Here is a 20,249-nt window from a genome sequence, read left to right as displayed (position 1 = left end):
GTTTACAGCCAAAGAAAAGTCATAAAAACACTCATGAATAGACTCCCCCAGTAAAGTACTCCCGGCAAAATCAGCAACCCATTAAACCAACTTAGTCTGTTATTTTGCTCTGCTTGTGGGTCGTCACAAACTAGATTGATGCGCTTCTGAATATATAAAATAGGCAGCAATTGTAAGCCAAGGGTGACCATAAAAAGCAATACAAAGGGTGCGAGTTGATCAGTGGTAGGCTCCCACTGATTGGTTACCACAGACACGACAATGGATATCACATAAAGAGTAGCCATCAAACCTGAAGCTTTGTCTGGGAGATGTTTTGACTGTAAGGCATCATTGACTTGGGTAAACAGTGAATGAATAAAAAACAGATTAAAAATAGCACGCAATATGGGGATACACGAAAAATCACTGTTATCTCTGTATAATTTCCAATTGCGATAAAACCAAAATAAAAGGTAAAGATTAAGGGTACAAAAGGACAAAATAACTAATTTACTGCGAGACACCACGTAAAAGGCATTATTCTCAATCAAGTTATGCAAGCTTGCGCTAGCTAGCTCCGCTTTGGGGGCGGTATACGGGCTCTCATCTTTAATATTAGTTAACGACATGAACTTCCTTGTACTAACGGCATTACAAACTGAGCACAGGCTCGCCTTCCATTGAGTATGCCATAAACATCTTGCAAATCCAGTAATTTAAAACGGCTAACCTAGCCTTAAGTTAAGCGAACATATTGGGTAAAACACTTGTACAATTGGGTACCACTTAACACTGACGCAGAAGGAAAGTGCAATATTGGAATCAAGTCACATGGCGCACAAATGGTTTCAGTTCCCCGTTCATTTTCTAATTCGTCCACATTCAGTACTTTAGCCAAAGGTTGCCCTTTCTTTACTTCCAATCCAGGTTTAGCTAAATACTCCACCATTCCCCCCTGGTGAGTATATAAGATTTTGTAATTGTTCAAGGTAACTGCCACTCGTTGCATGTTTTTGGGTGTGTATTGCGCATCCACCAAACACCCTTTGGCATTCAAATAAGACAGAATACTTTGTGCATCATACAGACCCTCGTCAAAACTAATGACTTCTTGAGATCCCATCTCTAAGGTAAATGCCTCAACGTCAAACTGAATTGGGCTGGTTCTTTTTTCAGTTAATAAATCTTGTAAGCTCCACCAATGGCAAAAGGTTGCTTCATCCAGGGCACCAGCAAATTTATTGGGAATGAGAATGACATGTGGAATATTAAACAAGGCGGCAGAAGCCTTAGCATACTCTGGCACATAAATATGCCTTGTGGAGACAGGACCATTGTGCAAATCAATTACAATATCGGCATCAAAGGCAAGTTGTTGTAACTTCAAATTGAGTTGTTGGGCCAATCCTAATCCCCAAGTATCCGTCAACTTTTCATCAATTTTCTGTTTAATCGCCTGACGAAAACGAGATTTAATGGACCCTATGGATTCGCCTTCATCAACAGTATCAACAAACTCAGTAACCAAGTCTTGATCATAATAATACCCTCTGTTCCAATTTGTACCATTAATGGGATCAAATCGCCCTAAAGTATATTCCCCCGCTTTAATATTTGTTCCAACAGGATTACAGTTAGGCACTAGGGTAATCTCACCACAAATATCGAGGCTTTTAAGGGTTTGGATTAAATGATAGATCACGACATTACCCTGAACTTCAGCGCCATGAATTGAGCTTTGCACATATACTTTAGGGCCAGGTTGATTACCCTTAAAACGATACAAGGGCACATTCATATTCCTACCCGAGGCATTTTGAGCAACAACAAGATATTCTTTGGAAAACTGATTCATTTACAGACTCAAACTATCTATACAACATTTATGATTACGGTAAATGAATCACAACAGTTGTACAAATTAATATGTGTTTTTGTGAGATCCGTTTTTGTTTAAAACAGGTATTTATTCATTATATTTTTGATTAACCATAAGGATTTTAGCTTTGAGTAACCCTGTTACCATAATGTGGTTTCGTCAAGACCTTCGCCTGCGCGACAACCCGGCACTGCGCGAGGCCTGTAACAATGGCGATGTTATTCCTGTTTATATTTATGACGATTGCAATGCCGAAAGTTTCAGTCCAGGCGCTGCCAGTAAATGGTGGCTACATCATTCATTGCACAGCCTTAATAAGTCGTTGAATGGAAAATTACACATAGCTCGCGGCAATCCCATTGATGCATTGCAAAAAATGATTGCGCAAACCGGGGCTCACCAAGTGGTATGGAATCGCTGTTACGAACCTTGGCAAATTCATCGTGATAAAGCGATTAAACAGCAATTGAAAGAGCAAGAGGTTGAAGTTAACAGCTTTAACGGATCCTTATTGTGGGAGCCATGGACGATAATGAATCAAAGTGGTACGCCTTATAAAGTTTTTACCCCTTTCTACCGCAAAGGGTGTTTAAAAGCCCCCTCTCCTCGTTCAGTTGAAGCTTCACCCAAGCAGCCTAATTTTATGTATCAAAAAAACCTTGATGCAGGCATAGATAGCCTTGAATTGTTGCCTAAAATTAGCTGGTATAAACAGATGCAACAACAGTGGCAACCAGGCGAGGAAGGAGCTGGCGTTGCATTAAGTGAGTTTTTACATGATCCTGTAAATGATTATAAACAAGCCCGCGATGTGCCTAGCCTGAGTGGCACTTCGCACCTGTCACCGCATTTACATTTTGGTGAAATTTCCCCTAACCAAGTTTGGTATGCCACCTTGCATAAGTTTAACGGCAGTATGGATAACGCCGATATGGATTGCTTTTTAAGTGAAATAGGTTGGCGTGAATTTAGTTATTATTTGCTGTATCACTTCCCTACTTTACCCAGTGAAAACTACAACGCTAAATTTAACCAATACCAGTGGCGTGGCCGCAACAATGACTTGGAAGCGTGGCAACAAGGTCAGACGGGCGTGCCCATTGTGGATGCGGGCATGCGCGAGCTTTGGCAAACGGGTTACATGCATAATCGAGTGCGTATGATAGTTGGCTCCTATTTAGTCAAAAACTTGCGAACACACTGGCATCATGGCGAAAGTTGGTTTTGGGACTGTTTATTAGATGCGGATCTAGCGGCAAATAGTGCGAGTTGGCAATGGGTAGCCGGTTCTGGTGCTGATGCCTCACCTTTTTTCAGAATATTTAACCCTGTGACCCAAGGCGAAAAATTCGATACTCAAGGGGATTACGTCCGTCATTATTGCCCTGAATTGAAACATCTTCCCAATAAATATATCCACAAACCTTGGGATGCGCCTCAGGATGTATTACGTGAAGCGGGGATCTGTCTTGGAAAAGACTACCCTCATCCTTTAGTGGATTTAAAAGCGTCCCGCCAACAAGCTTTAGATGCCTATGAAGCTGTTAAAAACGCCTAAATGACAGGATTAAATTAACGCCATGGCTAACACCTTAAGACTCATTCTCGCAGATCAGCTAAGTATGTCATTAGCCAGCTTACAAGACTGCGACAAAAACAACGATTTGATTCTACTGGCGGAAGTGAAAGCGGAGGCCAATTACGTAAAACATCATAAAAAGAAAATCGCGTTTTTGTTTTCTGCTATGCGTCATTTTGCTGAAGCACTAACCAATTCAGGTTATCAAGTTCGCTACATCAAATATGATGATCCTGACAACCAAGGCAGCTTATTCAAAGAAGTGGCACGAGCTACTCAAAACGCAAACATTGAACAAATCGCGCTGACTTTTCCAGGCGAATATCGTGTTTTGGAAGATTTTAAGAGTTGGCAACAAAAGTTAGATATTCCCGTCACAATCATGGACGATGACCGATTTTTAAGTCATATCGATGATTTTGCCAAGTGGGCAAAAGACAAAAAACAGCTGCGAATGGAGTTTTTTTATAGGCAAATGCGGCAAACAACTATGACGTTAATGGAGGCCGATCAACCCAGCGGGGGAAAATGGAATTACGATAGCGCTAACCGCAATGCCATGGATAAAGATGTTGAAATTCCTACTCATACCCAATTTAAACCCGACCAAATCACCGAAGACGTATTACAACTAGTGGAAACTGAATTTGCAGACCATTTTGGCAATTTGCAGAATTTTCATTTTGCCACCACGCGTAAACAGGCTCTGGGGGTTTTACAGGACTTTGTAACAGAAAGACTGGTCAACTTTGGCCAATACCAAGATGCCATGGTGCAAGTTAAACCCTGGTTATTCCACTCGCATATCAGTTTTTATTTAAATTGCGGCTTGCTGCTACCAAGAGAAGTTATCGAACTTGCAGAGAATGCCTATCATAATGGCGATGCGCCGCTGAATTCTGTTGAGGGATTTATTCGTCAAGTGCTTGGTTGGCGTGAGTATGTAAGAGGAATTTACTGGCTGAAAATGCCCGATTACAAAAAACAAAATGCCCTTCATGCCCAGCGTACGTTACCAGAGTTTTTCTGGAGTGCAGAAACGGATATGAACTGTTTGCAACAATGTATCAGTGAAACACGCGATAATGCCTATGCTCATCATATACAGCGACTGATGATTCTAGGAAACTTTTTGTTATTGTCTGGCGTGCATCCTGACGATGTCAATGAGTGGTATTTAATTGTCTATGCCGATGCCTATGAATGGGTGGAAATGCCCAATGTAAGCGGCATGATTTTATACGCTGATGGCGGACAGCTCGCCAGTAAACCCTATGCAGCCAGTGGTAGCTATATCAATAAAATGTCGAATTACTGCCAGCATTGCCATTACAACGTTAAACAGAAAAACGGTCCTCAGGCCTGCCCCTTCAATTATCTTTATTGGGATTTTCTAGATCGTAACCGCGAAAAACTTGCCACAAACCCAAGGTTAGGCATGCCATACGCCACGTTGAATAAGATGAAAGACGATAAATTAAGGCATATTCGCCAAGACAGCGAAATATTTTTTAAGGCGTTAGATAATAACGAACGCGTGTAGGCGGTGGCTTTAGCCCCGAGGATTGTTTTCTTTCCTCCATGTCACCCCCATGGCCTAAAGACCATGCTACAGGGTGATTGATTCATCCATGGGGTGATTCTGTTGTAGACGGGTGCTTTAGCCCCGAGGATTGTTTTCTTTCCTCCATGTCATTCCATGGCCTAAAGACCATGCTACAGGGTGATTGATTCATCCATGGGGTGATTCTGTTGTAGGCGGGTGCTTTAGCCCCGCACCATTCATTGCCGTGAAAAATCCATGGCCTGTAGTCGGCGGCTTTAGCCCCGAGGATTGTTTTCATTCCTCCATGTCCCCCCCCCATGGCCTAAAGACCATGCTACAGTGATTAACGTTTTTTGTTGGATTTGCCTGCCGCTTTGTTGTGGGGCTGATTATCACTGAATCGTGTCAAACCTTGCTGGGCCTTAGGGTTTCCTTTACCTTTGCCTTTAGCATAAGCCTTATTTCGAGACCGTTTTGCATAGGCATTGTGGGCCTTGCCACTTAACTCTTCTTTGCTTTCTGCTGGCACCAGATGTTTAGCACCACTGCCAATTAAATGAGCTTTACCCATTTCTTTTAACGCTTTGCGGATCACCAGCCAGTTGGCTGGATCGTGATAACGTAAAAAGGCACGATGCAGGCGACGATGTATCTCACCTTTTGGCACAGTAACTTGTTCACTTTTGTGATTGACCTTATGTATGGGATTTTTGCCCGTATGATACATAGTTGTTGCGTTGGCCATGGGCGAAGGATAGAAATTTTGCACCTGATCTAGCTTAAAATTATGCTCTTTTAACCACATAGCTAAACTCACCATATCCATATCTTCGGTACCCGGGTGGGCAGAGATAAAATACGGAATGAGATACTGAATTTTGCCCGCTTCCTTGGTGTATTTGTCGAACATTTCTTTAAAGCGCTCGTAAGTTCCCATACCAGGCTTCATCATCTTGTCCAATGGCGCTTTTTCAGTATGCTCAGGAGCAATTTTTAAGTAGCCTCCCACATGATGAGTCACTAACTCCTTGACGTAGTTTGGATCTTCAATGGCCAAGTCATAACGCACACCAGAGGCAATTAACACTTTCTTAACCCCTTCCACTTTGCGCGCTTTTTTATATAACTCAACAGTAGGTGTTTGGTCGGTGTCTAAATGCCCACATATATCTGGCCACACACAAGAAAGGCGACGACACGTTTGTTCCGCTTTGGCGCTTTTGCAACGCAATTTATACATATTGGCAGTAGGACCGCCTAAATCGGAGATCACCCCAGTAAAACCTGGAACTTTGTCGCGAATTTGCTCAATTTCACGAATTATTGATTCTTCAGATCGACTTTGAATAACCCGACCTTCATGTTCAGTAATAGAACAAAATGTACAACCACCAAAACAACCACGCATGATATTCACCGAGGTTTTAATCATGTCGTAGGCTGGAATTTTGGCTTTGCCGTAGCTTGGGTGGGGAACACGAGCATAAGGTAAATCAAATACCGCATCCATCTCTTCGGTTTCTAATGGAAAAGCAGGCGGGTTAATCCAAATAATACGATCGCCATGCCGCTGAGCCAGTGCGCGGGCACAACCTGGGTTGGTCTCTTGATGTAAAATCCGCGATGTATGGGCATAGTGTGTTTTTTCAGCTCGCACCACATCATACGGGGGGAGCATAACGTAAGTCTTTTCCCACGGCTTTCTGCGCTGAGTTTTAGAAGTAAATGGCTGAACGACTACAGGTTTGGCTTTTTGTGCGTCATCAATAACTTTATTTTGCTCATCTTCAGCCACCGCGCATTTATCTTCAATGTACTCATAAGGGCTGGGAATAGGATCAATTTTTCCAATCACATCAACATGTGTAGAATCAACCCCTTGCCATTCAGGTAACGGCTCTTTACGGATCACCGCAGTACCACGAATATCCTGCATATCAGCAATGGTCTCTCCCGCGGCAAATCGATGGGCCATTTCTAACAACGGGCGTTCAGCATTACCAAACATCAACATATCTGCTTTTGAATCGAACAATACGGAACGTTTTACTTTATCTGACCAATAGTCGTAGTGGGCGATGCGTCTTAAACTAGCTTCAATTCCGCCAATTACCACTGGTTTTTTGTAAGCTTCTTTACAGCGTTGTGTGTAAACTGTCACTGCTCTGTCTGGTCGCTTTCCCCCTTCATTGTTTGGGGTATACGCGTCGTCATGGCGTAATTTACGATCAGCCGTATAACGATTGATCATCGAGTCCATATTGCCTGCGGTAACCCCAAAAAATAAGTTAGGCTCACCTAGTTGCATGAAGTCTTTTTTGCTGGTCCAGTCTGGTTGAGAAATGATCCCAACCCTAAAACCTTGAGATTCGAGAACACGGCCTATTACGGCCATGCCGAAACTCGGATGATCCACGTAGGCATCCCCGGTCACAATAATTATGTCACAGCTATCCCAGCCTAACTGATCCATTTCCTTTCTAGACATAGGTAGAAACGGGGCAGGACCAAAACATTCGGCCCAATATTTAGGATAGGAAAATAGCCCTCTTTCAGCTTTCATTCGCTGAACAGGCTGTCGCATAACAGTCATGTATTGTACCAAGAAGTTAAGGGTTCAAAATTTTGCGGAGTATACCAGAAAAGCCTTTCAACAAGAACATTATCACCGAATAGAGATTCACAGTGATAATACAAAGTGTCAACTTAACTGCTCACGCTTTGTACACTCTCGTCTTTAGAATGCTCTTCTGACAACCCGTACAATTTAACACCTCCCTTCAACACTCCCTAGCTGTCATCTCCCTGGCTCTTTATTCATCGTCTCGCTTTGCAATAATTTCAATACCAAAGCCATTATCAATAATTTGTATTTCTATGGGTTGGCAACATATTTGGCAGTCGACGATTTGTTGTTGATTGATATCGTTAGCTTCATCTATTTCTAAATCGTTGTACGTCATACAATAGGGACATTCAAATTTACTGGCGACTGTGAGACTCATAGCGGCTCCTTGAATTGAAGAAGTTATAATTGTTTACGGAAAAATACTGAAAAAGTTTGAAAAACAAACCAATACTGACTGGATATACAGTAGTTTTTAAAATACACTGGGTGCGTGTCCAATCGATATTTTAATATGCTTTGATGAAAGAACTCCCGAGCAAATATTATTTAACCCATTTTCATGAGTTTCTGGCATTCGTTTCTGGTCCTTGTGCACACTTACTCTCTATTGAAGATAGTGCCTTTATTGATAAATTCCACACTCTTTGTGAAGATGCGCAATGTTTATATGTTCGTGGACTCAATAGAAAATCTCCCATTATTAAGCGTAATTCTTTGTTTTACGAAGAGATTAACCATCACGAACTGCATTTAGATACACTTATAACAGAAGGGTTTTACACTCAGGTAAAAGAATCCCACATTGCAGAGTTAAGCAATAACCTGACTAAGCCGGAATTAGCACAAGTATTACGCAATGCTGAGGTCAGTTTCAGATCCTCGCAAAGTAAAGCCGACTATTTACAATTGGTGAAAGAGTCTTGTCAATTCGAAGACTATTCCTCATTGCTTGAACACCACTGTGTGCTGCGCCGAGGAAAAGACCAACATATAAACTATTTCTTGTTCTTATTTTTTGGTGATCTCAACAGCAACTTATCAAAATTTTCTATGCGCGACCTCGGTATTATGAAGACTCAACGCGGAGTGAGTACCGACAATGCACGATTCGACTTCATCGATGAAGCGAAAAGTGCGTTTTTCTATGCTCACCAGCGCCGAGAAGTGGCTTCCCTAACCCCTAGCCAACTGGTGTCACTTGCCAAGGATTTTGCTTCTTTTCCCGTCCCCCAAGGCACCGTTGCCAACAAATATTGCGACCGCTTTTTATTAAAATTAGGTAAAGCCATTCTTCCCCATGACTTACAACTTGGTATCAAGATATTGGCAGAGTCTGCAGAGCCGTTGGCCCAAGAGAAAGTTATTCGCGAGCAATTCAAACTAGGTAACAAAGATTGGGTAAAAAGCCGTTTAGAGAAGATTATTGAAGAGCCAGAGTCAGAAGCGTTACTCACCTTTTCCGAAGATTTTTTGGCTCGTAAATATCAACAAAAACGCACCAGTAGTCTTACCGATATGCTAAGGGAACAACGGACTAAAGTGTTTATTGATGAGATGTATATGGACTCGGTGGAGCAAGGAGTGAAGCTACACTACCAAAAGCAAAACAAACAGGCTTTTCGTACTGAAAATAGGCTGTGGCGAGCATTGTTTGGTTTAGTGTTTTGGCATGAACTTTTTGAAATGGATAGCAATGCACTAGTCACGGAATTCGATTACAAACCTCAGGCGATTAATCAAAATACTTTTTATCACCTTTACGAACAAGATATTGAGACACGACTATATCGCATGACCAGTGCGCAAATCACCTTTAAACAAGTTTCCAAGGTTATGCTCGAAAAATACGGTCGCCCTAACGGTATCTTTCGATGGCACAAATCCTTGCTCGAAGTTTTAGCCGTATTTTTTGATCATGTCGACATTGACGGTTTTAAAGCGCATTTGAGAATGATGGCAAAAGATTTTAAAAACTATGCAGACGGCTATCCGGATATCATGGTGGTAGACGATAACGGGCTGCGGTTTGAGGAAATAAAGGCTCCGGGAGATCAATTACGGAAAAACCAATTGTTAACCATAAAACAGTTGAGAAAATCAGGGTTTCAAGTAGCAGTCACCCAAGTTGAATGGTTTTTAGATCCCCAACAGCCCTATGCGGTCGTCGATATTGAAACCACTGGCGGTCGTGCAAACCTGCATCGCATAACCGAAATAGGCATTGCCAAAGTTATCAACGGCAAAGTGATTGACACTTGGCAAACCTTAATCAACCCACAACGCCATATTCCTCATAAAATCACACAATTAACCGGCATTGATGATGAAATGGTCAGTGATGCGCCCTTATTTGTGGAAATAGCAGAGAGCCTTCGCAATTACCTGTCTGATTGTGTATTTGTTGCCCACAATGTCAATTTTGATTATGGGTTTATCCGCGCGGAATTTGAACGTCTCGAACAAAACTTTCGCATGCCTAAGTTATGTACAGTAAGAGAGATGCGCAAAGCTGTACCAGGATTGCCTTCCTATTCATTGGCTAACTTGACCCGACATTTTGGCATAGATATGGCCCGCCATCACAGAGCCCTTTCCGATGCACAAGCCGCCGCAGAATTGCTGTTCATCATCAACGATGTCCGCCATCAAAAAGCCGATGAGCGCCAGTTACAATAACTAACGCCCTGTAGCATGGTCTTTAGGCCATGGGCGTTCCATGGGTTATTGGCATCCTTTGCTCGGGGCTAAAGCCGCCGACTACAGAAACCTGCAGAATTGACAGCCAACTTTATCCATGCGTAAATCTAATGATAGATCATCAATTTAACCTAAAACTATGATTAAAAAGCTTTTTCGTGTTTCACGGTTTCTACATAAATGGGCAGGATTATTCCTTGCCGTACAGATTTTATTGTGGATTTTAGGTGGTGTGGTGATGAGCGTAATACCTTTAGAAAAGGTACACGGAGATCATCTAGCTATCAAAAATCTCAACTATGAAATTGATAGCTCACAATATGCTTTTTCCCTAGACACACTTCGCCTTAAAGTGTCAGAGCCTATTCACAGTATTTCCTTAACCGAATTTTTAGGTGAGCCTTATTATGCTTTTCAAACAGCCTCAGGTGCTCAATTGTTTCATGCTATTACGGGCGACATAAAAGGCAGGATCAATGCAGATGAAGCCGCTTTAATAGCAAATCAACATTATCTTGGCGATGGTAATTTAGTTGAACGAAAGTTACTAGATAAAGCTCCTATGGAAGCTTCACGAAATAAAGGGCAAGTTTGGCAATTAAGGTTTGACGATACTTGGAATACGACCCTTTATGTATCACCAACAAGTGGAAAGCTGACCACAATTAGAAGTGATTTATGGCGTATTTTTGATTTCTTCTGGATGTTACATATTATGGATTATGATGAACGAGAAGATTTTAATAACCCATTATTAATCACCTTTTCGATTTCCGCTCTTATGTTTACTCTCACAGGTATTATTTTACTATTTAAAAGTTTTAACATTACCGGTAATAAAAAACACAAACGTACAAATAAGTAGTACCAATGCTCGCAGCGTGGGGGGGTGAAACTCGGGGCTAAAGCACCCGACTACAGCGGCGGAATGTGCCCCTGTAGCATGGTCTTTAGGCCATAGGCGTTCCATGGGTTATTGGCATCCTTCGCTCGGGGCTGAAGCCGCCGACTACAGGCCAAGCACCCTGTAGCATGGTCTTTAGGCCATGTGCGTTCCATGGGTTATTGGCATCCTTCGCTCGGGGCTAAAGCACCCGACTGCAGGCCAAGCACCCTGTAGCATGGTCTTTAGGCCATAAGCGTTCCTTGGGTTATTGATATCCTTCGCTCGGGGCTAAAGCCGCCGACTACAGGCCAAGCACCTTGTAGCATGGTCTTTAGGCCATGGGCGTTCTATGGGTTATGGGCATCCCTCGCTCGGGGCTAAAGCCACCGACTACAGGCCAAGCACCCTTTAGCATGGTCTTTAGGCCATGGGCGTTCCATGGGTTATTGGCATCCTTCGCTCGGGGCTGAAGCCGCCGACTACAGGCCAAGCACCTGCCTACGAAAACCTATCTGCGTGGAGAAAGGGTGCCATTGCCAAGGTTAAGGCTTGGGTATAATTACCACCACGAGTCTCAAGCCCATTGGTTAACAACCCTATTGCACCGCCTTTTTGTTTGATGTTACTGGTACCGAACAACTGGTCCATTAAGGGCCCAAGCTCTTCGCCTTGCTGCAGTCGATTATACACGGATTCAGGGATGGGTAAGTTGGCGCTTCTGCCCACTTGCATTTTAGTTCCTGCCGAAATCACCACATAAGCAAAGGTAGCGGGACCATATTCAAAATGGTCTACACCGCCCTCCATAGCGGCGTAAAAATCCGCCTCAAAATGAGACTGGCAGTAATTAACTCGATTAACTGCGCCTTGATAGGTTTCTTTTTCTGACAGAGGCTGTTCAGAAACCAAAGAAGGTGCATCTACCCCTCGGCAATCAATTAGTTTGTCTGGATAAATTCTCGCTAAGGTATCTTTAAATGCGTTAACTTTTACCGGATTTTTTGAGCCAACGAGGGCAACGATTGTATTGTTTTCAAATTCCATTCAATGGGCCTTAAGGTTAGTCTGAATGCAAGGCTTCAATGGGGTTAAGTCTCGATGCTTTAATCGCTGGAAACACACCAAATCCAACACCTACAATCATACAAATCGACAAGGATAAAACAATTGCTGTCATAGACCAACTCACCGCCCAACCAGAATAGAAACCGATAATCTCAGATAACACTAAACCAAAGAACACCCCCAAAAGTCCGCCTAATACAGAAATAGTAAAGCTCTCAGCAAGAAATTGTTGCTTAATGTCGATCTGGCGTGCGCCGACAGCCCGCAAAAGGCCAATTTCAGTGGTCCTTTCCATCACGTTGGCCAACATAATATTCATAATACCGATACCACCGACTAGTAAAGAAATACCCGCCACACAGGCCATGACAATATTAAAAATTTCTTGGGTTTGTTTTTGTTGTTCCAACAGCGCGGCCGGAATAATTAACTCATAATCTTGAACACCACCATGGCGCATTTTCATCAACTCAGCAACGGCTTTAGAAGCGACAATTGGATCTGTGGATTGTTCAATGCTCAGCTTAATACTGTCTAATTCACTGGCTAACTTTTCGCTTTTTAGTTTTTGCTCGGCAGTAGAGATAGGAATAAAAATGCGATAGCGATCGCCGCCTATCTTTACGCCTTGAAACTCATTTTTGTTTCCTTCCGGCGGGGCTAGCACCCCCACAACATGCAACCAGATATGGTTCACTTTAACGTACTTCCCAAGGGCTTCCTGGTTGGGAAACAACTCATTGGCAACATCAATGCCCAAAACCGCCACTTGTGCTAAGCTGTCATTATCATCTTGGTTCGTAAACCGTCCCGAAGTGAGGCGCATATTGGCATGTTGGTAATAACTGCTAGAGACGCCTATTAACTGGGCATCAGATTTTCCGTAGTCACTATAAATATCGTGTACTTTAATGCCTTTACTGGCGCTGTAATCTGCAACGAAGGGCAAGGTTCTCAGGGCTGCACGCACATCTCCCATGGTCAACCCCATGCTTTCTTCGCGGATTTCTACTAACTCGTCTTTATCATAATTAACACCTTGCACAATGATATTGTTAACTCCCATGGAATCGATCAGCTTAAGTGCTTCGTTTTCTGCTCCTTTGCCGATGTTCAGCATGGCAATCACCGCACCGACACCAAAGATCATACCCAACAATGTCAAAAAGGTACGTAATTTTTGCGCCGACAATTCAGCTATGGCATCAGCAATTAAACTCCAGTAACGCTTCATGATGACGGCTCCGGTAAGCTCAGGGCAATAGCATCACCTTCCTGTAATCCACTTTCAACTTCTACAAAATACAAATTCTTTTTCACTGTGGTAACAAGACGTTGTTCGAAGTTCAAACCTGTTTTCAAGTAAACATAACTTTGACCATGTTGATGATGTATCGCTTGCAAAGGTACCAATAAAGCAGGTTTCGCATCCTGCACTAATATTTCAGCTTTGAGCTTCCGACCTGGCTGCATTAGGCGAATATCTTGCTGGGTTAAGGCAACAACGAGCTCATAATACGTGACAGGATTACCTCTTTCGATTGAACGAGGGTAACCCGAAACAGTCGATACTTTGCCATTAAAGGTTTTATCGGGGTATGCATCAAGTGTGACTTTCACCTCAATGCCTGGCTTTAAACTAATGGCATCTTTAGCCAATACAAAAACGCGGGCTTGCATGTTATTCAAATTAGGAATTTTAGCAATGGCACGACCAGGAAAAACAGTTTGCCCCACAGAGGGTTTTTCTCCCATACGGTCTTTTTCATAGGTAAGCAGTCCATCATTAGGAGCAAATACCTGAAGTTGCGACAGAGCTTGCTGATGACGTAAATATTTGAGTTCATGGCCTCTGCGCTTTATTTCCAACACCCCTACGTTACTGTTATTTTGCTGTTCAACACTGTCTCGCTTCCAATCCAAAAACTTGTCCTTGGCTCCCAAAAAATCGCGATTTTGAAAGGAATCGATAATTTCCAACTTGGAGTACACCCGCAAGTCATCAATGGCAAATTTATCGGCAAAATCGAACTCGTAATCAACGAATTCTTGTTCAGAGAGAATATCATTTTGTTGTTGATATCGTTCAGCTTCGCTTTGAATAATATCTTGGCTGAACAGTGCCATTCGTAATTCTTCTTCTTTGCTATCAACTAATAATTGTTCGGCATCAAAACGGGCTATGATATCGCCTTTTTTAACTAGGCTATTTTCATTTGCCAACCAGGAGATAACCATAGGACGCCTGCCAGGAGAGACTATTTTTTGAGCTTGGACTGCTTCAATCTCACCGAATCCATCGAGGCTGATAGCAAAGGGCTTGGTATTCACCTCAAAGGTCGGTATTTGGCTCACTTCCTCTTCACAGCCAGTTAAAAGCACTAAGCACAGTACGCTGAAATAGTATTTTATTGGGCTCATGTACGGTCCTCTGTCAGCAATTCCACCTTCGCCTTCATGCCCGGACGCATCATTTCCAAGTCTAGCTTGTCAAGCTTTACCCATGCATCAAATACCACCTTCAGGTTATGCTGAGATCGATTTCGATAGGCTTGGCCAAGGGATGTGATAGTGCCAGCAAAAGGCTTTTCAGGATGAGCATCTAATATTACTTTTACTTGCTGACCAACCTTGACCACTGAAGAATCTGATTCATCAAATTCCACTTTCACAGCAAGTTTATCTAACGATGGTAGGGTCACAATAGGACGCCCCATATAGACAGTTTCACCTACTGCGGGTTTGTTGTCATTGTTATCCACTTGATACACAACTAAACCGTCTTTGGGGGCTTTAACAACTAACCTGTCTAAGCTGTCTTGAATTGTTTTCACCCTTAGCTGTAATTTTTTAATTCGACCATTTTGAACTTCTCCATTAATCACCATTCGCTCTTTATGTTGTGCCAATTTCTGTATGGACTGTTCATATATAACGCGGTTTATTGCTGATTCTGACACTTGTTTTAAGCGTTCTACCTCTGAACGTGAAGCATCAGTAATCGCCACTTTACGCTGGGAGATTTCCATGTTCATTTTTGCTTCAGCCATGGCTAATTCAAGGTCTTTTTCCGTTGCTTGCTCTTTGAGTTTTCGTTTCTCAGATTCTTTAATTGCGGCCTCTAAGTCACTTTGCTTACTAACTAAATCCTCCATCAGCTTGTCACCATCAAATTTAACCACTAAATCGCCCTTTTTTATCAAAGCGTTTTCTGGTGCTAAATATTCAATTTTAAACTGCCACATGCGGCGAATAGAGGGGGGTCCGATAGGCGCGTCTTGCAGTGAAACCAATTCAGCCGGAGCTATAATAGAGTCTTTGCTGTTGTCCTTTTCATCCGTGGCAGTAACAATTTCAGAACACCCCCACAAAGCACAAAGACTTAGCCAGATGACAAACAGTAATAAACAAAAATTTTTCATGTTATTGCTCTTGGTTAGCTGATTGCTGGATATCCACACGCACACTCATACCTGGTAGCAGGGTCAAATCAGGCATATCTACAAATTGAAAGATCACCGGGTAATAAACGCTATTGCTCCACTGTACTTTTTTCTCTGTTTGAGTAGATAAAAAGGTGAGCTTGCCTTTAAACTTTTTGCTGGGGTAAGCATCTAACACTAGCTCAACCCTATTACTAGCCTTAACTCGTTCAACATCAATTTCATGAACCCAGCTTTCAATTTGAAAGTCATCTGTGGCTTGCACATCGATAATATTCCACGCTGAACGGGCGGTCATCCCAGCTGCCATTTTTTCTCCCGTCCAAGGGTGAATTGCGTAGCTAATTGGCCCTTTGAAATTAGCAGTAACACTCATTTTTTCCATTTGACTGCGTTGATAACTTATTTCGTCTTCAATTAAACGGATCTGAATTCGTTGTTTTTCAACTCCCGTTTGCATGGCTTGCTCTGCCAATTTAAGGTTTTCCCTGGCTTTGACCAGCTCCATTTGGGTACGCTGTAGGGTTAACTCAAATTTGCCTTTATCTAACTGACTAACCTGTGAATCAGGTACATTGGCTTCAATTTTAGCTTGTTCAACCTGCATTTGAGCAAGTGTTAAAGCGCCTTTTGCCTCTAAATAAGCTTGCTCTAAGTCCATGGTAATTTGAGTTAATTCTAACTGTTCTGTCTCGAGTATCTCTTCGTTGGCTTCCAACTGGCTTTGGATTAAGGAACCATCAAAAACCGCTATCAAATCACCGGCTTCAACTACTTTGCCTTCCTCTTCTAACCATTGAACTTGAATATTCCAACTGCGTCCACGTGGGGCTGTCACCACTTGCTTCTTGGCCGAGCTAATTTTTCCTGTTAACAATAATGACTCACCCGCGGCAACAACAGGATGGCTGAAAAGCAGCATAACTAAGATGCAACCCAGTCGCTGAAAAACGCTTAATTTAGAGGCAACCCCAGGCTTATTAATGTTCATCAATGATCTGGCCATCCTTCATTCTAATCACCCGTTGTGCGTAAGCGGCAATATCTTCTTCGTGGGTCACCATGACAATGGTTTGCCCAGCTTGATGTAATTCGGTTAGTAGCGCCATAATTTCAACTGAGGTTTTACTATCTAGATTTCCAGTGGGCTCATCCGCCAGTATAACTTTAGGCTGATTTATGAGTGCTCGGGCAATAGCCACACGCTGCCGCTGTCCTCCAGACATTTCGAATGGTTTGTGATGTTTACGCTGACTTAATCCCACCCTATCAATAAGTGTTAACGCCCGCTGCATTGCCTCTTCCTCACTGGTTTGGGCATAGCGCAGGGGTAAAAGTACATTTCCCAATGCATCGAGTTTGGGTAATAAATGGAATGTTTGAAAAATAAAACCGATATGACTATTACGGATGGATGATAAGGTGTCATCGTCTAATTTGGCGACGTCTTGACCGGCAAGTAAATATTGACCATGGTTTGGGGTATCCAAACAACCTAGCACATTCATCAGGGTAGACTTGCCCGAACCTGAACTGCCCATCACGGCAACAAATTCATTTTCTTTTATGCTCAGCGAGACACCGTCCAGAGCAGTGACGATTTCCTCACCATTCTGAAACTGTTTTTTAACATCAATAAGTTGCAACATGTTAGATCTGGGTTCCTAGTAATGTGCCTGTGACGAAATCACTTAGGCTAAGTCAAAATGAAAATTGGCGTATTTTCATTTTGAGTACATTCATGTCTGACTATTTTTATCAGTAATGGCCGTTAACTGACAAGTTGTAATTCCGCAAACTGACGATAAACACTGTTACCTTGCATCAATTCCTGATGACTACCTATGGCTACCACTTCACCTTTATCCATCACCACGATTCTGTCAGCATTGACCACAGTAGATAATCGATGGGCAATAATCAACGTAGTTTTACCTTCCATTAATTTATCGAGAGCAAGTTTGACTAATTGTTCGTTGCTGGCGTCCAATGCACTCGTCGCTTCGTCGAGCAGTAAAATAGGACGATCAGCAAGAATGGCTCTGGCTATGGCGATACGCTGTTTTTGCCCACCTGATAATCTAACTCCGCGCTCACCTAAATCCGTAAAATAACCATCTTTTAATTCACTAATAAACTGATCTGCCCTTGCCGCTTTTGCGGCTTCAATCACCTCATCCATACTAGCATCTGGCCTTCCATAGCGAATATTTTCAAAGGCATTGGTAGCAAATATGACAGATTCTTGCGGTACCAATGCAAATTGTTTGCGCAGTGTCTCTGGTGATAACATCTGACTTTGAATACCGTCAATCTGAATACTGCCACTGCTTAAATCGTAAAACCTGAGCAGTAGTTGAAATAAGGTGGATTTCCCAGCACCGCTAGGCCCGACTAAGGCAACTCGTTCTCCCGCTTGAATGTGTAAATTCAGATGTTTGAGAACGGGTACTTGTTTTGCGCTTGGATAGGCGAAATTGACATCTAACATGTCTAAGCGTCCACAAATCACCTCAGGCAACGCTGCTGGCTTCGCAGGCGCTTCAACCAGAGGACGTGTTTTCAGTAATTCTAACAAACGTTCACTGGCCCCGGCTGCTTTTTGTATTTCACCAATCACTTCACTAATAGTGGCAACAGCGCCACCGGCCATTACGGCATAAAACATAAATGCAGTCAGTTCACCCGCACTAATGCCTGCACTGAGCACTTCTTTAGCCCCTAACCAAGCAACAATGGTAATAGCGGTAATACTAATCCCCATCACCAAAGCAATCATTAATGCACGGTATTTAATTCGATGGCTAGCCGCTAACATCACCGCCTCAATGCGTTCGCCAAACAAATTCCGGTCGATATCTTCATGGGTATAGGCTTGTACGGTTTGAATTTCATGTAAACTTTCGTCCACATAGGCCCCCATATCAGCCACTCTGTCTTGACTATTTTTAGCATAAGTCCTTACCCGTTCGCCTAAGAATTTGATTGGCAGCAACACCAAGGGGACGGCAATAAAAACATATAAGGTCAATAGAGGACTGGTGATCAGCATCAGCAACATTGAACCAATAAAGGTAATAGAGGCGCGTAGTGCCATGGAGAGCCCCATTCCCACTACGGTTTGTAAAACTGTGGTATCTGCAGTAAATCGCGAAATGACTTCACCGGTGCGGGTAGATTCAAAAAATCCTGGGGACAAATCCAGCAGATGAAAATAGACTTGTTTGCGAATATCAGCACTAACCCGTTCACCGAGCCAAATCATTAAATAAAATCTAAAAAATGCAGCGACACTTCCCACCAAAGCAATGCCTAAAACCGCGAACATCATTTGATTTAATCTATTACTGTTATCGGCGAGGAAACCTTCATCGACAACCACTTTCACCCCTTGCCCTAGCATTAACCAAGATACAGCACCAATGACAAGGGCAAGAATTGCCAACACCACTTTTCGACGATAGGGTTTAAGTTGACTAAAAATCCATTTAATTAATTGGCGAGTTTCGATTCTTTCTGATGACATGGGCTCTCATTCACTTAACGTTTTGGCTATCCTACGCAAACTAACCCAAGTTGTAATGATAATTCGGCTCAAATACCTTTAAATCCAGAGGAATAAACTTTTTCAATACTCCAAGCCAATTAGCGACTCTGGCGCATTCAGAAATGACTCAAACTTTTCATCTATTTCACGCCTTTTACCTGACTGTTCAAGTTGTGCTAACCCTTGATTAAATTGGTCGATTTGCTGTTGTGCATTCTTTAACTGACGAGAAACAATATAAAACAAGGGGACATTGGCAACGGGGATTTTCAATATGTTGACTTTTGACAAGCTATCAAAGAGTTTAGCGTTGTTTTCACTTTGCAGATAACCATTGATAAAGCCTAAATCACTCCACCCTTTAGCGACTTGTAATAAACATCCCCCTGCATTTGCGGCTTTTTGAATAACCAACTGATGTTTATTAATTAATTCTAGTTGTTCACGACTTAGGCTGTAACCGTAGGGTAAACACAAACGAGCGTTGTGTAATTCCGCCAAAGACTTCACAACCTTGTTTTTGTTTGTATATATTCGAACAGGGATTAAATTAATGGGCTTTGAATAGATAAACGACTTTGCTCGTTGTTCAGTATACACATATGGAAAAGTGCCTTCATAGAGTCCTTCAGCTGTCCACTTATAACCTCGCTGCCAAGGTAATATTTCAATATCAATTTGTTTACCCATTTGCTGATATACGGCTTCGACTATGGATACCGACCAGCCGTTATCCATCGCTTTAGGATCCACATACGGATAGTAATTAGAGCCAGTAGTTAATGCTACTTTAGTATTCAGATGAGACGATGAACTATGTTGTTGCCCCATTCCATATTGTGAATAGGCTGATAAACAAATAGTGATTAAAATAACGACAATGTATCTACCCATTCGCACATTCCCTGCGGTTCACTCTATTTATAACGTTTTTCTAATCAAAGGTGATTGTTCAGTAGAATATAATATTATTCTTAATAAATGAATTAGTAGACA

At 42.4% G+C, this 20,249-nt stretch carries 16 protein-coding genes; 4 read left to right on the top strand and 12 right to left on the bottom strand.

All coding sequences use genetic code 11. The annotated features are described in order from the left end of the window. Positions 1–2: 2 nt before the first annotated feature. Both ACYVIL_RS00310 and ACYVIL_RS00305 read right to left on the bottom strand, forming a co-directional pair. Positions 3–611: a hypothetical protein gene (locus ACYVIL_RS00310; RefSeq protein WP_460311173.1), complete on the bottom strand. Its 609-nt coding sequence runs from the start codon at positions 609–611 to the stop codon at positions 3–5. A gap of 107 nt (positions 612–718) precedes the next feature. Then, the gene (locus tag ACYVIL_RS00305; RefSeq protein WP_460311172.1) at positions 719–1,837 is read right to left on the bottom strand and encodes a M14 family metallopeptidase; all 1,119 of its coding nucleotides are present in this window, start codon (positions 1,835–1,837) and stop codon (positions 719–721) included. A gap of 151 nt (positions 1,838–1,988) precedes the next feature. Between ACYVIL_RS00305 and ACYVIL_RS00300 the strand changes: the two genes are divergently transcribed. Further along, positions 1,989–3,419 (top strand): cryptochrome/photolyase family protein, encoded by a 1,431-nt coding sequence (locus ACYVIL_RS00300; protein ID WP_460311171.1) that lies wholly within the window; start codon positions 1,989–1,991, stop codon positions 3,417–3,419. A gap of 22 nt (positions 3,420–3,441) precedes the next feature. Next, a complete protein-coding gene (locus ACYVIL_RS00295; RefSeq protein ID WP_460311170.1) occupies positions 3,442–4,983 on the top strand; it encodes a cryptochrome/photolyase family protein in 1,542 nt (513 codons plus the stop codon). A 346-nt stretch (positions 4,984–5,329) separates the two neighbouring features. Here ACYVIL_RS00295 and ACYVIL_RS00290 read toward each other — a convergent pair whose 3' ends face one another. Further along, on the bottom strand, positions 5,330–7,579 hold the full coding sequence (locus ACYVIL_RS00290) for a YgiQ family radical SAM protein (RefSeq protein ID WP_460311169.1): 2,250 nt from the start codon (positions 7,577–7,579) through the stop codon (positions 5,330–5,332). 220 nt (positions 7,580–7,799) lie between these two features. Next, a complete protein-coding gene (locus tag ACYVIL_RS00285; protein ID WP_460311168.1) occupies positions 7,800–7,991 on the bottom strand; it encodes a CPXCG motif-containing cysteine-rich protein in 192 nt (63 codons plus the stop codon). A gap of 143 nt (positions 7,992–8,134) precedes the next feature. Here ACYVIL_RS00285 and ACYVIL_RS00280 point away from each other — a divergent pair, with 143 nt between their 5' ends. Together ACYVIL_RS00280 and ACYVIL_RS00275 are read left to right on the top strand one after the other, a co-directional pair. Next, positions 8,135–10,291, top strand: a complete 2,157-nt coding sequence (locus tag ACYVIL_RS00280; RefSeq protein WP_460311167.1) for an exonuclease domain-containing protein — start codon at positions 8,135–8,137, stop codon at positions 10,289–10,291. A gap of 160 nt (positions 10,292–10,451) precedes the next feature. Continuing rightward, positions 10,452–11,177, top strand: a complete 726-nt coding sequence (locus tag ACYVIL_RS00275; protein ID WP_460311166.1) for a hypothetical protein — start codon at positions 10,452–10,454, stop codon at positions 11,175–11,177. A 519-nt stretch (positions 11,178–11,696) separates the two neighbouring features. Here ACYVIL_RS00275 and yjjX read toward each other — a convergent pair. The 8 genes from yjjX to ACYVIL_RS00235 all read right to left on the bottom strand — a co-directional run bounded on the left by yjjX (position 11,697) and on the right by ACYVIL_RS00235 (position 20,147). After that, entirely contained in the window at positions 11,697–12,242 is a 546-nt protein-coding gene (gene yjjX, locus ACYVIL_RS00270; protein ID WP_460311165.1) for an inosine/xanthosine triphosphatase, read from the bottom strand. 16 nt (positions 12,243–12,258) lie between these two features. Next, positions 12,259–13,497 carry an ABC transporter permease gene (locus tag ACYVIL_RS00265; RefSeq protein ID WP_460311164.1) on the bottom strand — a complete coding sequence of 413 codons (1,239 nt, stop codon included), beginning with the start codon at positions 13,495–13,497 and terminating at the stop codon, positions 12,259–12,261. Further along, positions 13,494–14,684: an efflux RND transporter periplasmic adaptor subunit gene (locus ACYVIL_RS00260; RefSeq protein ID WP_460311163.1), complete on the bottom strand. Its 1,191-nt coding sequence runs from the start codon at positions 14,682–14,684 to the stop codon at positions 13,494–13,496. The genes ACYVIL_RS00265 and ACYVIL_RS00260 overlap by 4 nt, the downstream gene beginning before the upstream one ends. Further along, positions 14,681–15,685, bottom strand: a complete 1,005-nt coding sequence (locus ACYVIL_RS00255; protein WP_460311162.1) for an HlyD family secretion protein — start codon at positions 15,683–15,685, stop codon at positions 14,681–14,683. Before ACYVIL_RS00255 ends, ACYVIL_RS00260 begins: the two co-directional genes overlap by 4 nt. Before the next feature lies 1 nt (position 15,686). Next, complete coding sequence (locus tag ACYVIL_RS00250; RefSeq protein WP_303476540.1) at positions 15,687–16,697, bottom strand: HlyD family secretion protein; 1,011 nt, start codon at positions 16,695–16,697, stop codon at positions 15,687–15,689. After that, on the bottom strand, positions 16,687–17,355 hold the full coding sequence (locus tag ACYVIL_RS00245) for an ABC transporter ATP-binding protein (protein ID WP_303476542.1): 669 nt from the start codon (positions 17,353–17,355) through the stop codon (positions 16,687–16,689). Before ACYVIL_RS00245 ends, ACYVIL_RS00250 begins: the two co-directional genes overlap by 11 nt. A gap of 122 nt (positions 17,356–17,477) precedes the next feature. Then, positions 17,478–19,232: an ABC transporter transmembrane domain-containing protein gene (locus tag ACYVIL_RS00240; RefSeq protein ID WP_460311161.1), complete on the bottom strand. Its 1,755-nt coding sequence runs from the start codon at positions 19,230–19,232 to the stop codon at positions 17,478–17,480. 102 nt (positions 19,233–19,334) lie between these two features. Further along, positions 19,335–20,147 carry a substrate-binding periplasmic protein gene (locus ACYVIL_RS00235; RefSeq protein ID WP_303476548.1) on the bottom strand — a complete coding sequence of 271 codons (813 nt, stop codon included), beginning with the start codon at positions 20,145–20,147 and terminating at the stop codon, positions 19,335–19,337. Positions 20,148–20,249 lie beyond the last annotated feature (102 nt).

Source organism: Aliiglaciecola aliphaticivorans (assembly GCF_054782055.1).
The sequence above is the reverse complement of the archived record's forward strand: the minus strand, read 5'-3'. Positions and strand labels throughout refer to the sequence as shown.

Bases quoted from the DNA above. Each gene is read 5' to 3' on its own strand.
- ACYVIL_RS00310 (WP_460311173.1), bottom strand. From the start codon at position 611: ATGTCGTTAACTAATATTAAAGATGAGAGCCCGTATACCGCCCCCAAA.
- ACYVIL_RS00305 (WP_460311172.1), bottom strand. From the start codon at position 1,837: ATGAATCAGTTTTCCAAAGAATATCTTGTTGTTGCTCAAAATGCCTCG.
- ACYVIL_RS00295 (WP_460311170.1), top strand. From the start codon at position 3,442: ATGGCTAACACCTTAAGACTCATTCTCGCAGATCAGCTAAGTATGTCA.
- ACYVIL_RS00290 (WP_460311169.1), bottom strand. From the start codon at position 7,579: ATGACTGTTATGCGACAGCCTGTTCAGCGAATGAAAGCTGAAAGAGGG.
- ACYVIL_RS00285 (WP_460311168.1), bottom strand. From the start codon at position 7,991: ATGAGTCTCACAGTCGCCAGTAAATTTGAATGTCCCTATTGTATGACG.
- ACYVIL_RS00280 (WP_460311167.1), top strand. From the start codon at position 8,135: ATGAAAGAACTCCCGAGCAAATATTATTTAACCCATTTTCATGAGTTT.
- ACYVIL_RS00275 (WP_460311166.1), top strand. From the start codon at position 10,452: ATGATTAAAAAGCTTTTTCGTGTTTCACGGTTTCTACATAAATGGGCA.
- yjjX (WP_460311165.1), bottom strand. From the start codon at position 12,242: ATGGAATTTGAAAACAATACAATCGTTGCCCTCGTTGGCTCAAAAAAT.
- ACYVIL_RS00265 (WP_460311164.1), bottom strand. From the start codon at position 13,497: ATGAAGCGTTACTGGAGTTTAATTGCTGATGCCATAGCTGAATTGTCG.
- ACYVIL_RS00260 (WP_460311163.1), bottom strand. From the start codon at position 14,684: ATGAGCCCAATAAAATACTATTTCAGCGTACTGTGCTTAGTGCTTTTA.
- ACYVIL_RS00255 (WP_460311162.1), bottom strand. From the start codon at position 15,685: ATGAAAAATTTTTGTTTATTACTGTTTGTCATCTGGCTAAGTCTTTGT.
- ACYVIL_RS00250 (WP_303476540.1), bottom strand. From the start codon at position 16,697: ATGAACATTAATAAGCCTGGGGTTGCCTCTAAATTAAGCGTTTTTCAG.
- ACYVIL_RS00245 (WP_303476542.1), bottom strand. From the start codon at position 17,355: ATGTTGCAACTTATTGATGTTAAAAAACAGTTTCAGAATGGTGAGGAA.
- ACYVIL_RS00240 (WP_460311161.1), bottom strand. From the start codon at position 19,232: ATGTCATCAGAAAGAATCGAAACTCGCCAATTAATTAAATGGATTTTT.
- ACYVIL_RS00235 (WP_303476548.1), bottom strand. From the start codon at position 20,147: ATGGGTAGATACATTGTCGTTATTTTAATCACTATTTGTTTATCAGCC.